At 66.5% G+C, this 13,040-nt stretch carries 14 protein-coding genes; 8 read left to right on the top strand and 6 right to left on the bottom strand.

Annotated elements, in window-relative coordinates; genetic code table 11:
• Nucleotides 1-44: 44 nt before the first annotated feature.
• Genes LAN61_00985 through pyrR form a run of 3 tightly spaced genes read right to left on the bottom strand, consistent with a single transcriptional unit; the run spans nucleotide 45 to nucleotide 2,903 of the window.
• Nucleotides 45-1,319 carry a dihydroorotase gene (locus tag LAN61_00985; GenBank protein ID MBZ5539071.1) on the bottom strand — a complete coding sequence of 425 codons (1,275 nt, stop codon included), beginning with the start codon at nucleotides 1,317-1,319 and terminating at the stop codon, nucleotides 45-47.
• Nucleotides 1,306-2,319 (bottom strand): aspartate carbamoyltransferase catalytic subunit, encoded by a 1,014-nt coding sequence (locus LAN61_00980; protein MBZ5539070.1) that lies wholly within the window; start codon nucleotides 2,317-2,319, stop codon nucleotides 1,306-1,308. The genes LAN61_00985 and LAN61_00980 overlap by 14 nt, the downstream gene beginning before the upstream one ends.
• Nucleotides 2,320-2,354: 35 nt before the next feature.
• Nucleotides 2,355-2,903, bottom strand: coding sequence for a bifunctional pyr operon transcriptional regulator/uracil phosphoribosyltransferase PyrR (pyrR, locus tag LAN61_00975; protein ID MBZ5539069.1), 549 nt, complete (start codon nucleotides 2,901-2,903; stop codon nucleotides 2,355-2,357).
• A 153-nt stretch (nucleotides 2,904-3,056) separates the two neighbouring features.
• Here pyrR and LAN61_00970 point away from each other — a divergent pair, with 153 nt between their 5' ends.
• The 6 genes from LAN61_00970 (at nucleotide 3,057) to tatA (ending at nucleotide 9,434) form a co-directional block, all read left to right on the top strand.
• A complete protein-coding gene (locus tag LAN61_00970) occupies nucleotides 3,057-4,817 on the top strand; it encodes an alkaline phosphatase family protein (GenBank protein MBZ5539068.1) in 1,761 nt (586 codons plus the stop codon).
• Between the two features lie 93 nt (nucleotides 4,818-4,910).
• Nucleotides 4,911-5,825 (top strand): dihydroorotate dehydrogenase, encoded by a 915-nt coding sequence (locus tag LAN61_00965; protein ID MBZ5539067.1) that lies wholly within the window; start codon nucleotides 4,911-4,913, stop codon nucleotides 5,823-5,825.
• Nucleotides 5,826-5,882: 57 nt separating this feature from the next.
• Nucleotides 5,883-6,305 (top strand): septal ring lytic transglycosylase RlpA family protein, encoded by a 423-nt coding sequence (locus tag LAN61_00960; protein ID MBZ5539066.1) that lies wholly within the window; start codon nucleotides 5,883-5,885, stop codon nucleotides 6,303-6,305.
• The gene (gene pyrF / locus LAN61_00955) at nucleotides 6,302-7,042 is read left to right on the top strand and encodes an orotidine-5'-phosphate decarboxylase (GenBank protein ID MBZ5539065.1); all 741 of its coding nucleotides are present in this window, start codon (nucleotides 6,302-6,304) and stop codon (nucleotides 7,040-7,042) included. Before LAN61_00960 ends, pyrF begins: the two co-directional genes overlap by 4 nt.
• Nucleotides 7,043-7,185: 143 nt before the next feature.
• On the top strand, nucleotides 7,186-9,111 hold the full coding sequence (selB, locus tag LAN61_00950; GenBank protein ID MBZ5539064.1) for a selenocysteine-specific translation elongation factor: 1,926 nt from the start codon (nucleotides 7,186-7,188) through the stop codon (nucleotides 9,109-9,111).
• Nucleotides 9,112-9,227: 116 nt separating this feature from the next.
• Nucleotides 9,228-9,434 (top strand): twin-arginine translocase TatA/TatE family subunit, encoded by a 207-nt coding sequence (tatA, locus tag LAN61_00945; protein MBZ5539063.1) that lies wholly within the window; start codon nucleotides 9,228-9,230, stop codon nucleotides 9,432-9,434.
• Nucleotides 9,435-9,511: 77 nt separating this feature from the next.
• Here the strand turns inward: tatA and LAN61_00940 are convergent, their stop codons facing one another.
• From LAN61_00940 to LAN61_00930, 3 genes are all read right to left on the bottom strand, one after another.
• On the bottom strand, nucleotides 9,512-10,087 hold the full coding sequence (locus LAN61_00940) for a Maf family protein (protein ID MBZ5539062.1): 576 nt from the start codon (nucleotides 10,085-10,087) through the stop codon (nucleotides 9,512-9,514).
• A 97-nt stretch (nucleotides 10,088-10,184) separates the two neighbouring features.
• Nucleotides 10,185-11,810, bottom strand: a complete 1,626-nt coding sequence (locus LAN61_00935; GenBank protein ID MBZ5539061.1) for a methylmalonyl-CoA mutase family protein — start codon at nucleotides 11,808-11,810, stop codon at nucleotides 10,185-10,187.
• Between the two features lie 24 nt (nucleotides 11,811-11,834).
• Nucleotides 11,835-12,086 carry a hypothetical protein gene (locus tag LAN61_00930; protein MBZ5539060.1) on the bottom strand — a complete coding sequence of 84 codons (252 nt, stop codon included), beginning with the start codon at nucleotides 12,084-12,086 and terminating at the stop codon, nucleotides 11,835-11,837.
• Between the two features lie 200 nt (nucleotides 12,087-12,286).
• Here LAN61_00930 and LAN61_00925 point away from each other — a divergent pair, with 200 nt between their 5' ends.
• Together LAN61_00925 and LAN61_00920 are read left to right on the top strand one after the other, a co-directional pair.
• Nucleotides 12,287-12,640, top strand: a complete 354-nt coding sequence (locus tag LAN61_00925; GenBank protein ID MBZ5539059.1) for a hypothetical protein — start codon at nucleotides 12,287-12,289, stop codon at nucleotides 12,638-12,640.
• Nucleotides 12,637-13,026, top strand: a complete 390-nt coding sequence (locus tag LAN61_00920; protein ID MBZ5539058.1) for a hypothetical protein — start codon at nucleotides 12,637-12,639, stop codon at nucleotides 13,024-13,026. The genes LAN61_00925 and LAN61_00920 overlap by 4 nt, the downstream gene beginning before the upstream one ends.
• Nucleotides 13,027-13,040: the final 14 nt, after the last annotated feature.

Below are 13,040 nucleotides of genomic sequence, written 5' to 3'. Positions count from 1 at the left end.
CGAAAATCTTTCTCTCTTCTCCCCTCCGTGTCTCTGTGGCTTTCCTATCTTTTATAAACCACGCGGCCGGCGACGATGGTGGCCATGGGCGCGCCCTGGAAGGCACGCCCGTCGAAGGGGGAGTTGCGGGATTTGCTGGGGGAGTCGTTGACGTTGTAGGTCCAGGGATGGCCGGTGGAAAAAATCGTGAGGTCGGCGGGCTCGCCGGGAGCCAGCTTGCGCTGGATGCCGAGGACGCGGGCCGGGCCGGTGGTGAAGAGCTCGACCATACGCATCAGAGAGATGCGCCCGGAGTGCACGAGCTGCTCGAGGGCCAGAGCGAGGGCGGTTTCGAAGCCGAGGATGCCGAAGGGGGCTTTGTCGAACTCCACGTCCTTGAGAGCGGGCTCGTGGGGGGCGTGGTCGGTGGCGATGGCATCCACGGTACCGTCGGCGAGGCCGGCCAGCAAGGCTTCGCGGTCTTCGCGGGCGGCCAGCGGCGGGTTCATCTTGAAGCGCGAGTCGTAACGCACATCTTCGTCAATGAGCGTGAAGTGGTGCGGGGTGACCTCGCAGGTGACTTGCAGGCCGCGCTGCTTGGCCCAGCGGACCTGTTCGAGAGAGGCTTTGGCGGAGAGATGGGCGATGTGCAGGCGCGCGCCGGTGAGCTCGGCGAGCTGGACGTCGCGAGCGACGCAGACGGATTCGGCGGCGGCGGGCATGCCGCGCAGGCCGAGACGCGTGGAGGTGACGCCCTCGCGCATGACGGCGCCGGCGGCGAGGGAAACGTCTTCGGCGTGCTCGATGACGGGAAGATCGAGCGAGCGGCAGTAGTCCAGGACCTGGCGGGTGAGCATGCCGGTGGCGATGGGCTTGCCGTCGTCGCTGACGGCGACGATGCCGGCTTCTTTCATGGCCGCGATTTCGGCGATGGCTTCGCCCTTGCTGCCGAGGGAGGCGGCGCCGATGGGCCAGACGCGGACACTGGCGGCGGCTTTGGCGCGGTCCAGGATGAAGCGGGTGACGGAAGCGTTGTCGTTGACGGGCCGGGTGTTGGGCATGCAGCAGACGGCGGTGAAGCCGCCGCGGGCGGCGGAGCGCGTGCCGGTCTCGATGGTTTCCGAGGATTCCTGGCCGGGCTCGCGGAGATGCACGTGAATGTCGAGGAAGCCGGGGGCGGCGACGAGGCCGGCGGCGTCGAGAACTTCGCAGCCCTGCGGCGCGGCAACCTTGCCGGCGGGGGCGAGCTGGGCGATGCGCTCGCCATCGAGAAGAATGTCGAGAGGCGCGTCGGTCTTGCTGGCCGGGTCGAGGACGCGGCCGTTCTTAATCAGAAGCATGCGTGGATTCCCTGGCCTTTGCGGGAGCTTTTTCCCCGGAAGATTCCGTGGTCTGCGGCGCCTCTTCTCCCGCGGTGCCGATGAGGAGATAGAGGATGGCCATGCGCACAGCGAGGCCATTGGTGACCTGCTCGAGGACGCAGGACTGCGGCCCGTCGGCGACTTCCGGCGAGATTTCGATGCCGCGGTTCATGGGGCCGGGGTGCAGGACGATGGCGTCTTTTTTGGCGCGGCGCAGGCGTTCGGCGTTGAGCTGATAGAGGAGGACGTAGTCGTCGAGGGGCAGAGCCGGCTCGTGCAGGCGCTCGGACTGCACGCGGAGAACCAGGATGACGTCGGCGCCCTCGAGGGCCTCGTCCATGCGCGCGGTGCAGCGGATGACCGCGCCGGGCGGGCCGATCTTTTCCAGTTCCTTGGGGACCCACATGGCGGGGCCGCAGAGGGTGAAGCGGCAGCCGAATTTTCCGAGCAGGTGGATGTTGGAGCGGGCGACGCGGCTGTGCTGGATGTCGCCGAGGATGGTGACGTTAAGATTTTCGATGCCGCCCTTGCGGTCGCGGATGGTGAGGGCGTCGAGCAGGCCCTGGGAGGGATGCTCGTGGGTGCCGTCGCCGGCGTTGATGACCGGGATGTCGAGGTGGCGGGCGACGAACTCCGGAGCGCCGGAGGCGGCGTGGCGCATGACCAGGCAATCGGGCTTCATGGCGTCAAGGGTGTGCACGGTGTCCAGCAGCGACTCGCCCTTTTTCACGCTGGAGGCTTCGGCCTGGAGGTTCATGGTGTCCGCGCCGAGACGCGAGGCGGCGGTGCCGAAACTGATGCGGGTGCGCGTGGAATTTTCGAAGAAGGCCAGGGCCACGGTTTTGCCGCGCAGGGTAGCCAGTTTTTTCAGGGGGTGGCGCTGAATTTCCTGGAAGGGCCTGCTTTGTTCCAATAGAAAGGAGAGTTCCGCCGCGGTGAGCGGTTCGAGGGCCAGCAGATCACGGAAGCGGTGCGTCACATCCTCCTCACTCGGGCGATCTTCGTGGCAATGTCCTACCCCGTACGGTCCACGAGAACCACGCGGTCTTCCTTGTCGATCTCCCGCAGGCGGACTTCGATAATCTCGGTGTCGCTGGTCTGCACGACGCGGCCGACGAAGCTGGCTTCGATGGGCATCTCGCGGTGGCCGCGGTCGATGAGCACGCAGAGGCGGATGCGGCGCGGGCGGCCGAGATCGAAGAGGCCGTTCATGGCGGCGCGCACGGTGCGGCCGGTGTAGAGCACATCGTCCACGAGGACGACGTCCTTGTCGTCGACGGAAAAGGGGATGTCCGAGGAGTGCAGGACGGCCTGCGGGGCGACCTTGGAAAGATCGTCGCGGTACAGGGTGATGTCCAGGGTGCCGACGGGGACTTCGACGCCGTCAATGCCGCGCATGGCGTGGGCGATGCGCTGGGCCAGGGGCACGCCGCGGCGGCGGATGCCGATGAGCGCGAGGTGCTTGGTGCCGCCGCTTTTCTCGACGATCTCATGGGCCAGGCGATGGAGCGTCCGGTCGATTTCCGGAGCGGACATCAACTGGGCTTTTTCGATGAGCGGCATGCTGGCGGGATTTTAGCATAAGTGGCGGGAGGGGGGTGGGGGACCGGCATTCCTGGCTATCCTGCTGAAACCGAACATTCATATTGGCGTGGTAGACTGCGCGGCGAAGTGCAAAGCGTTGACCGCTTTGCGGTCACAGAAATAGAGGTGCGCATGGTGCGGCAAAACGGAAATTTGAGGCAGATCGCGTGCGGGCTGGCGGCGCTGCTGGCGCTGACAGCAGGAGGCGCGGGGGCGCAGACCAAGCCGCAAGCAGCTGCGGCGGCTCCCAGCGCGCGCCCCCGAGCCGCAGTGGTGCGCCAGGCCGCCGCGCGGCCGAAGCTTGTGGTGCTGCTGGTGGTGGACCAGATGCGCGGGGACTACGTGGAAAAGTTCCAGGGACAGTGGACGGGGGGGCTGAAGCGGCTGGTGAAGGAGGGCGCGTGGTTCCGCGCCGCGGCCTACCCCTACGCGGCCACGGAGACCTGCGTGGGGCACGCAACGATCTCCACCGGGGCGTTTCCGGCGATGCACGGGATGGTGGCCAACGAATGGTGGGACCGCGACGGGGCGCAGGAGGTGACGTGCACGGCGGATCCCCGGGCGAAGAATACCGGCTATGCGGGGATCGCCGTGAAGGGCGGGGACAGCGGGTGGCGGCTGGCCGTGCCGTCGTTTGCGGAGGAGCTGCGCTTCCAGAGCGGCGGGGCGACGCGGGTGGTGACGTTTTCACTGAAGGCGCGGGCGGCCATCGACCTCGCCGGGCACCGCGGGGACGCGGTGACCTGGTTTGACGGCGGCGCCGGGGCCTGGACCACTTCCAACGTGTATGGCGCGGCGCCGTTCGTGGAGAAATACGCGGAGGCGCATCCGGTGAAAGAAGATTACGGGAAGACCTGGGCGGCGCTGCTGCCCGCGGCGGCGTATCTCTACGACGAGAAAGCCACCGGGGCGGTGCCGCCGCAAGGTTGGGGCGCGGCCTTGCCGCACGCGCTACGCGGGAAGGATGGCGGGGCGGAACCGGACCGGGCGTTCTATCAGCAATGGCAGACCAGCCCGTTTTCGGATGCCTATCTGGGGCGGCTGGCGGAGCAGGCGGTGGATGCGCTGGGACTGGGGCAGCGCGGGGGCACGGATTTTCTGGGGGTGAGCTTCTCGGCGCTGGACTACGCGGGGCATGCGTTCGGGCCGCGCAGCCACGAGGTGCAGGACGTGCTGGCGCGGCTGGACGGCACGCTGGGGGCGCTGTTCACGCACCTGGACAAGAAGGTGGGGCGCGGCAACTACGTGGTGGCCTTGAGCGCGGACCATGGCGTGGTGCCCATTCCCGAGGACATGGCGTGGACGGGAGCGGACGCGGGCTGGCTGAAAGTGGCGGAGGTTGCGCCGCACATCGAGAAAGCGCTGGAGCCGTTCCACTACCCGAAGCCGGTGCTGGCCAGCGCGGGCAGCGAAATCTATTTCGCGCCGGGCGTGTATGAGCGGCTGAAGAGCGACCCGGCGGCGCTGCAGGCGGTGCTGCAAGCGCTGGAGCAGATACCGGGCGTGGCGCGCGTGTACCGCGCGGAGGAGCTGCAGGACCGTCCGGCGAGCGCGAGTCCGGTGCGCAACGCGCTGGCGGCAAGTTATTTCGCGGGGCGCAGCGGAGACCTCTTTCTGGTGCCGAAGCCGTACTGGGCAATGGACTACACAGCGGCGGGAGCGGCGCGGCGCTACGGAACGGTGCACGGCACGCCGTATCTCTACGACCAGCGCGTGCCAATTCTCCTGATGGGCTTCGGGATCCGTCCGGGCGAATACTGGAAGGGAGCGACGCCGGCGGACATCGCGCCGACGCTGGCGGCCCTGTGCGGAATTACGCTGGCGCCGCGCGACGGCCACATGCTCGCAGACGCGTTGCAATCCGCAGCAACAGAGAAGCCCGCGCCACACTGAGGCCCGCTGCAAGATTTTGCGCAAGAAACCGCGTGCGGCGTTTCGGCTTCGTGCTACACTTCCGGCGAAGTGAGCGTCACGGCAGCAGTCGACCTGAGCGTACAAGTCGGCGCGTTGCGCCTGCGGAATCCTATTCTCGCAGCGAGCGGCACCTTCGGTTACGGCCTCGAATTTTCCCACCTGGTGGATCTCCATCGTCTCGGCGGCTTGGTCGTCAAAGGCATTTCCCGGGAGCCCATCGCGGGGGCCCCGGCGCCCCGGCTGTGTGAAACCGCGTCGGGGATGCTGAACGCGGTCGGGCTGCAGAACGTGGGGGTGCGCGCGTTCGTCGCGGAGAAATTGCCGGCGCTGCGCCAGTTCGACACCGCGGTGATCGCCAACGTCTTCGGCTACACAATGGACGAATACGTGGACGTGATCCGCGTCCTGGAGGATGCCGAGGGCCTGGCCGGCTATGAGCTGAACATCTCCTGCCCCAACGTCAAGAAGGGGGGTATGCAGTTCGGGAGCGACCCGGGGCTGGTGGCGGAAGTTGTGGGGGCGGCGCGGAAGGCGGCTGTCAAGCGCCCTCTGTGGGTCAAGCTTTCCCCCCTGGTGACGGACATCGGGGCCATCGCCCGGGCGGCCCAGGAGGCCGGGGCGGACGCTCTGACAGTGGCCAACACCTACCCGGCCATGGCCGTGGACTACCGGACGGGAAGGTCCCGACTGGGGAACCCGACCGGGGGGCTATCCGGTCCGGCGATCAAGCCCATCACCCTGAGGCTGGTTTGGGAGGTCAGCAAGGCCTGCACTCTCCCCATCCTGGGGCTTGGAGGCATCGAAACCGCCGAAGATGTGCTGGATTACATGGTTGTGGGGGCTACGGCAGTACAGGTCGGAACGGCCAGTTTTGCTGACCCGAAGGCCAGTGAGAGGATAAGGGGGGATCTGGAGAGGGCACTTTTCGAAGCTAAAGTGTGTAGTTGTAATGAGATACGAGGAAAATTTAGGGCAGAAAATGGTTGACATAATGGTTTTTGGGTGCTATTGTTTTTTGGAATCAAATCCCCCAAACAACACACTATGAGACATCCACTTTTCTTTATATGGGCCGCATTCCGTTGGGTACCGCTGATGTTCTTGATCCCAGTGGCCATGGAGGCCCCTCTCGTCGCCCGACAGAGCGAACCCGTCAAGCCGATCAGGGTTTGGGTTGGGAACGCCAGCTGGTACGGCCAGGAGTTTGATGGCCGGAAGACGGCCAATGGCGAAAAGTTTGACTGTGAGGCCCTGACCGCCGCCCACCCCACGCTACCCTTCGGGGCGGTGTTGCGGGTGGTCAATGTGCGCACCGGGAGTTTCGAGCTGGTGCGCATCAATGATCGAGGTCCCTATCAGGAAGGGCGGGAAATTGATGTATCCTATGCGGTAGCCCGCAAGATTGGGTTGATTCATCCCGGAGTAAGCCAGGTACGTCTGGAGCTAATGGCACTGCCGCAACGGTGAACCTCGAGACCCAGCCGCGCAGCCGTCTGATCGTCGCCCTCGACTTCGATTCCGTCGTTCCCGCCCTGCGTTTGGCCGAAAAAGTTGCCGATGTCGTCGGAATGTTCAAAATCGGCAGCCAGCTGTTCACGGCAGAGGGACCCAGCGTGCTGAACAAGGTGGCGGCGCTGGGGACGGGCATCTTCCTGGACCTGAAATTCCACGATATTCCGAATACGGTGGCGGGAGCGGTACTGGCGGCCACGGGGCTGCCCGGGCTGCAATTGGTAAACGTGCACGCGCTGGGCGGGCGAGCGATGATGGCGGCGGCGGCGCAGGCCATCCGCGCGACGCAGCCGCTGGATGCGGACCGGCCGCGGCTGCTGGCGGTAACCATTCTGACGAGCATGGACCACAAAGCGATGCGCGAGGCGGGGATTGCCGGGCCGCCGCCGGACCGCGTGTTGAAACTGGCGCGGCTGGCTCGCAAGGCCGGGGTGGACGGCGTGGTAGCGTCGCCCAGGGAAGTGCGCGCCATTCGCAAAGCCTGCGGGAGCGATTTTCTGATCGTCACGCCGGGAGTGCGGCCGAAAGAGCCGGGGGCTGGGCGGAAGCGCGACGACCAGGCGCGCACGGCAACGCCCGCCGAAGCGATCCGGGCCGGCGCCGACTACATCGTGGTGGGGCGGCCGATTATTGCGGCCGCGGATCCGCGCGCCGCGGTGCAGGCCATCCTGCAGGAGATCGACGCCGCCTGAAGCACTTTGCCTGGTTCTCCTCCGTTCCTTCCTTCTCGCCCTTCCTTTTCATGCACGACCGCGAAGCGGTCGATCCACGCACAACCGCGAAGCGATTGATCTCTGATTGACCCTGCCCGGCAACTCGCTGCATCCTGTAATTCATGAATCCGCCGGGCACAACGGCATCCGGAAAAAGCGTCATCGTAGGCACGGCTGGGCACATCGACCACGGCAAATCGTCGCTGGTGGAAGCGCTGACGGGGACGAATCCCGACCGCCTGGAGGAAGAGAAGCGCCGCGGCATCACGATCGACCTGGGCTTCGCCTTTCTGGAAGAAGGCGGGGTGCGCTTCGGCCTGGTGGACGTGCCGGGGCACGAGCGCTTCGTGCGCAACATGCTGGCGGGCGCGGCGGGGGTGGACCTGGTGCTGCTGGTGATCGCGGCGGACGAATCCATCAAGCCCCAGACGCGCGAGCATTTCGACATCTGCCGGCTGCTGGGCGTGCAGCGCGGAGTGGTGGCGCTGACCAAGAGCGACCTGGTGGAGCCGGAATTTCTGGACCTGGTGCGGCTGGAAGTGGCGGAATTTCTGCGCGGGTCGTTTCTGGAAAACGCGCCGGTCGTGGCGGTGAGCGCGAAGACCGGCGCGGGGCTGGCGGAGCTGAAGCGGGCGCTGGTGGAGGAAGCGCAGCGCGTGCCGGGGAAGGACGCCGCGCGGCATTTCCGTCTGCCCATCGACCGCGCCTTTGCGGTCAAAGGCTTCGGCACGGTGGTGACGGGAACGCTGATCTCGGGCAGCGTGGCGGCGGGCGAGGAGGTGGAGCTGTTTCCCGGCGGGGAGCGGCTGCGCGTGCGCGGGGTGCAGTCCGGGGGCCGGACCGCGGAGCGCGCCTTGGCCGGGCAGCGCACCGCGGTGAATCTGGCGGGAATCGAGCATGCGGCAGTGCGGCGCGGGATGGTGCTGGCGGCGCCGGGGCTGTTCCGGGCGACGCAGCGGCTGGATGCGCGGATCGAGCTGCTGGCCTCGGCGCCAAAGCTGAAAAACCGCGCGCGGGTGCATTTTCATCAGGGCACGGCGGAGACGATTGCCGAGGTGCATCTCTACGGGCGCACGGAGTTGAAGCCAGGCGAAGCGGCGTTTGCGCAACTGCGTCTGCAGGACGAGCTGCTGGCGCTGCGCGGCGACCGCTTCATCCTGCGGCAGTTCTCTCCGGTGGTGACCATCGGCGGCGGCGCGGTGCTCGATCCGCTGGCGGCGCGGCCGCAGCGCAAAGAAAGCCCGCGGGAAAAATTTCTGGAGATGCTGGAGCGGGGCAACGCGGCGGAGATTCTCGCGGCCATGGCGGAGCGCGTGCCGGCGGGGCTGCCGCTCGCGGAAGCGGTGGCGCGGACGGGCTGGCAGGACCGCGAAGTGCAGGCCGAGGCGGCCAAGCTGGCGGCCGCGGGAGAGCTGCGGCGGGTGAGCGAGCAGCCGGCGGTGGTGGTGCCGGGAAAAGTGTTCGAGCAGCTGTGCGCGGATCTCCTGGCGCGGGTGGAGAAATTCCACAAGGAGAATCCGCTGCTGCCGGGGATGGCGCGGGAAGATCTGCGGGCCAAGGCCGGGCGGCGGGTGCGCGCGGAGACGTTTCGCGCGGCGCTGGAGGAGCTGGCGCAGCGGCGCAAGATCGAGCTGGCGGGCGAGCTCGTGAAGCGCGCGGGGACGGAGATTGCGCTGCAGCCGGAGGAAGCGCGGGCCAAGGAGCAGATCGAGGCGGCCTTTGCAGCCGCGGGGCTGGCGGCGCCGTCGGTGAAAGAGGTGCTGGGCAAGCTGGCGGTGGATGCGCGGCGCGCGGAAAAGCTGCTGCAAATCCTGCTGCGCGAGCAGCGGCTGGTACGGGTGACGGCGGAACTGGTGTTCCACCGCGACGCGCTGGGGGAGCTGCGCGCGCGGCTGCGCCATTTTCAGAAGACGCGCGGGGCACGCATCACGGTGCCGGTGTTCAAGGAGCTGGCGGGGATCAGCCGGAAATACGCTATCCCCCTGCTGGAATACCTGGACCGCCAAGGAGTGACTCGGCGCGCGGGGGACGAGCGTGTTATCCTGTAAGGTGAAAGGGCGGCGAGCGCTTGCCGCAAATCGCGTCCTGGGATAGGGTACAAAGTATGTGTGACCGCGAAGTGGTCAACGTACTCGTTAGCGGTAAGGGCGCACGGAGGTAGTCCATGGGTGAGTTTAGTATTTTTCACTGGCTGATCGTGCTGGCCATCGTGCTGATTTTCTTCGGCGGGCGGCGGATCCCCGAAGTGATGCGCGGGCTCGGCGAGGGCATCCGCAGCTTCAAGGAAGGCATGGCGGGGACCTCGCAACCGACGCCGCCTCCTGCGGCTCCGGCGCCTCCGGCGGAAAAGCCGGCAGAAGAGAAGAAGTAGCGGCGCAGCGCGGATTGGCCTGCGCAAGAATTTGCAAGGGCGGCCCTGTGTGGCCGCCCTTTTTATTTTTAGCGCCGCTATTCTTCGTTCCAGCCGAGTTCGTGGAGGAGCTGGCAGAGGCGGGCCAGGGGCAGACCCACGACGTTGAAGTAGCAGCCCTCGATGCGCGGAATGTAGCGGCCGGCGCGGCCCTGGATGGCGTAGGCGCCAGCCTTGTCAAAGGGCTCGCCGCTGGCCAGATACCGGCTGATGACTTCGGGCGCAAGGTGCGCGACGGTGACCCGGGTGGTTTCGACGGCGGAGCGCCGCTCGGCGTCGGGAAGGCGAATCAGGGTGATGGCGGTGTGCACGGCGTGGGCGCGGCCGGAGAGCTGCTCGAGCATGGCACGGGCGTCGTCGGTGGAGCGGGGCTTGCCGAGGATGCGGCCCTCGATTTCGACCACGGTGTCCGCGGCGATGACAATGGCCGGGCCGATGGCGCGCGCGGCAACCAGCTCGGCTTTGGCCGTGGCGAGGCGCAGGACCATGTCGTGCGGGGATTCGCCGGGGATGGGCGTTTCGTCCACGGCGGAAGAGAGCATGTGGAAATGGAAGCCGGCGTCGCGGAGGATCTCCGCGCGGCGGGGCGAGGCGGAAGCAAGAACCAGCTTCATATGCGGCCGTTGAGGGCAAGGATACTACAGGCGGGGATGCTCGTGACTCGCGTTCCGTGGCCCGTGAAAAACCAGTCAGGAGAACCGCGACGGGCAATCAGATGACGACGGATTCGCGGTATTCGCCGAAGACGCGGCGGAGAGTGTCGGAGATTTCGCCGACGGTGGCGTAGCTTTCGACGGCAGCGAGGATGGCGGGGAGCAGGTTTTCGGCGCCGGTGGCGCGGCGGGTGAGCTCGCCGAGCGCAGCCTGGACTTTGCCGGCGTCGCGGCGGGCGCGCACGGCGCGGAGGCGGGCCACCTGCTCGCGTTCCAGCTCCGGAGCGACCTTCAGGATGGGGATGGGGCGCTCTTCGGCGGCGACGAAATCGTTGACGCCGACGACGATCTGCTCTTTGCGCTCGACGGCCTGCTGGTAGTCGTAGGCGGCCTTCTGGATTTCGCCTTGCACGAAGCCGGCCTCGATGGCCCGCAACATTCCTCCCATGGCGCCGATCTTTTCGATGTAGGCCAGCGCGCCGGCTTCGATTTCGTCGGTGAGGCGCTCGATGGCGTAGGAACCGGCGACGGGGTCCGCGGTATTGGCGACGCCGGTTTCGTGGGCCAGGATCTGCTGGGTGCGCAGGGCGATGAGCGCGGAATCCTCGGTGGGCAGGGCCAGCGCTTCGTCGAGCGAATTGGTGTGCAGCGACTGGCAACCGCCGAGAACCGCGGCCAGCGCCTGGATGGCCACGCGGACGATGTTGTTTTCCGGCTGCTGCGCGGTGAGCGAGGAGCCGGCGGTCTGCGCGTGGAAACGCAGGAGCAGCGAGCGCGGGTCGCGCGCGGCAAAGCGCTCGCGCATGATCCTGGCCCACAGGCGGCGCGCGGCACGGTATTTGGCGATCTCTTCGAGCAGATCGTTGTGGGCGTTGAAAAAGAACGAGAGCTGCGGGGCGAATTCATCCACGGCCAGGCCGGCGTCGAGAGCCGCCTGCACGTAGGCGATAGCGTCGGCGAGGGTGAAGGCCACTTCCTGCACGGCGGTGGAGCCGGCCTCGCGGATGTGGTAGCCGGAGATGGAGATGGTGTTCCACTTGGGCAGCTCGCGGCGGCACCAGGCGAAAATGTCGGTGACGATGCGCATCGCCGGGCGCACCGGATAGATGTAGGTGCCGCGGGCGATGTACTCCTTGAGGATGTCATTCTGGATGGTGCCGGTGAGTTTCTGGGGGCTGGCGCCCTGCTTCCTGGCCACGGCGACGTACAAACACAGGAGAATCGCGGCGCTGGCATTGATGGTCATCGAGGTGGAGACTTTTTCGAGCGGAATGCCGTCGAAGAGGGTCTCCATGTCCTCGAGGGAGTCGATGGCCACGCCGACTTTGCCGACTTCGCCGTGGGCCAGGGGGGCGTCAGAATCCATGCCGATCTGCGTGGGGAGATCGAAGGCCACGGACAGGCCGGCCTGGCCCTTGCTCAGGAGGTAGCGGTAGCGGCGGTTGGATTCGGCGGCGGTGCCGAAGCCGGCGTACTGGCGCATGGTCCAGAGGCGGCCGCGGTACATGGTTGGATAGATGCCGCGGGTGTAGGGGAATTCGCCGGGATAGCCGAGAGCTTCCTCGGGATCCCAGGCGGGCAGACTCTCCGGGGTGTAGAGGCGCTCCACGGGGAGGCCGGAGAGCGTGGTGAAGCGCGGCTTGCGCTCCTTGGATTCGCGGGCCGGTGCTTTGGTGTCAGCCATAAGAGTGCGCAACTCGCAATTCGCCTAGCGGATGCGGCGGGCGCGGCGGAACGAGCTCCAGGAAAAAAAGACCATGAGCAGGGTCACGGCCACGGCCGTGGCCAGCAGCCAGCGGGCCACATCGTGGGTCCAGGAGCGCAGCGTGGCGTTGGCCCAGCCCAGCGCCAGGACTCCGAAGACCGCTCCGGTCATCTCGTGAAAGAGCTGGCGCAGAACCCGCCCCAGGCGTCGAAAACCGCCTTCGCGCGCGGGCGCCGCAGATGCCAGAGTGGCCACGAGAGCATCTTAACGCAAAACGGACGGCGGCGCGGAGAGCCAGCGCGGCTGGCGCACGAGAAATGCGGGTTACGGGGCGGGCAGCCTGTTCCCGGGGGAAGTGCCTGTCATGCGCCTTTGGAGACAACGCGCAAGCAGTACTCTTGAATCCAAAGGAGTGCAGTTCTAGAATTGCCGTTAGGGTACCAGGAGAGCCAACCTTGCAACTTGACGATCACCTGAAAAACCTCCTGCGCGAGCTGGGGCACGCGATCAACGACACGGTGAGCGAATCCGATCGCATTACCGGAGCGATCGCCGGAGTGCGCGCGCACGGCTACGACATCATTCTGAAGCTGGATGCCACCATCGGTCTGGCGCGGCGTGAGGCCGGGGCGCCGGAGCCGGAGCTGACCAACCAGGACAAGCGCTTCCTGGAATCCCTGCGCATTCAAGTAGACCACGAGGCGCTGGATGAGGAGCGGGACCGCCGCGTGCCTGCCAAGCTGGCTATGACGCCGCAGGACGTGCGTTTCCTCAAGTCCCTGCGGATTGCCGTGGACGACCAAGAATGAAACAGCGCATACAAGGCGGCGTATGGCGGCGGGGAGTTGGCGCGCTGCTGCTGGCGGCGCTCCTGCCGTTGCTGCCGGCCGCGGCGCAGCAATCGGTTCCGCTGGACAAACCGATCGTCATCAAGAGCAAGCCGGAAAAAAGCAAAGGGCAATACGCCAAATTTCAGGGAACGGTGATGCACGCCAACGCTGCGCAAATCACCGTGCGCGGCATCGAAAACGAACTGGCCATCCGCACCTTCCCGCTCTCGCAGCAACTTTCCGCAAAGATGACGCAGATCATCGAGCGCGGCGGCTACCAGTACGGGGACAAAGTGACCATCGTGTTCGACCCGGTGACCCAGCAAGCCGTCAAGATCAAGGGAAAACCGTCGAAGCCCATCTGAAGCGCGGGGCGCCA

It is taken from the genome of Terriglobia bacterium (assembly GCA_020072785.1).
Lineage (GTDB): Bacteria > Acidobacteriota > Terriglobia > Acidiferrales > UBA7541 > Acidiferrum.
The sequence above is the reverse complement of the archived record's forward strand: the minus strand, read 5'-3'. Positions and strand labels throughout refer to the sequence as shown.

What these genes read in the sequence shown, in the direction of transcription:
- LAN61_00985 (MBZ5539071.1), bottom strand. Translation starts at nt 1,319, where the DNA reads ATGCTTCTGATTAAGAACGGCCGCGTCCTCGACCCGGCCAGCAAGACC.
- pyrR (MBZ5539069.1), bottom strand. Translation starts at nt 2,903, where the DNA reads ATGCCGCTCATCGAAAAAGCCCAGTTGATGTCCGCTCCGGAAATCGAC.
- LAN61_00970 (MBZ5539068.1), top strand. Translation starts at nt 3,057, where the DNA reads ATGGTGCGGCAAAACGGAAATTTGAGGCAGATCGCGTGCGGGCTGGCG.
- LAN61_00960 (MBZ5539066.1), top strand. Translation starts at nt 5,883, where the DNA reads ATGAGACATCCACTTTTCTTTATATGGGCCGCATTCCGTTGGGTACCG.
- selB (MBZ5539064.1), top strand. Translation starts at nt 7,186, where the DNA reads ATGAATCCGCCGGGCACAACGGCATCCGGAAAAAGCGTCATCGTAGGC.
- tatA (MBZ5539063.1), top strand. Translation starts at nt 9,228, where the DNA reads ATGGGTGAGTTTAGTATTTTTCACTGGCTGATCGTGCTGGCCATCGTG.
- LAN61_00940 (MBZ5539062.1), bottom strand. Translation starts at nt 10,087, where the DNA reads ATGAAGCTGGTTCTTGCTTCCGCCTCGCCCCGCCGCGCGGAGATCCTC.
- LAN61_00935 (MBZ5539061.1), bottom strand. Translation starts at nt 11,810, where the DNA reads ATGGCTGACACCAAAGCACCGGCCCGCGAATCCAAGGAGCGCAAGCCG.
- LAN61_00920 (MBZ5539058.1), top strand. Translation starts at nt 12,637, where the DNA reads ATGAAACAGCGCATACAAGGCGGCGTATGGCGGCGGGGAGTTGGCGCG.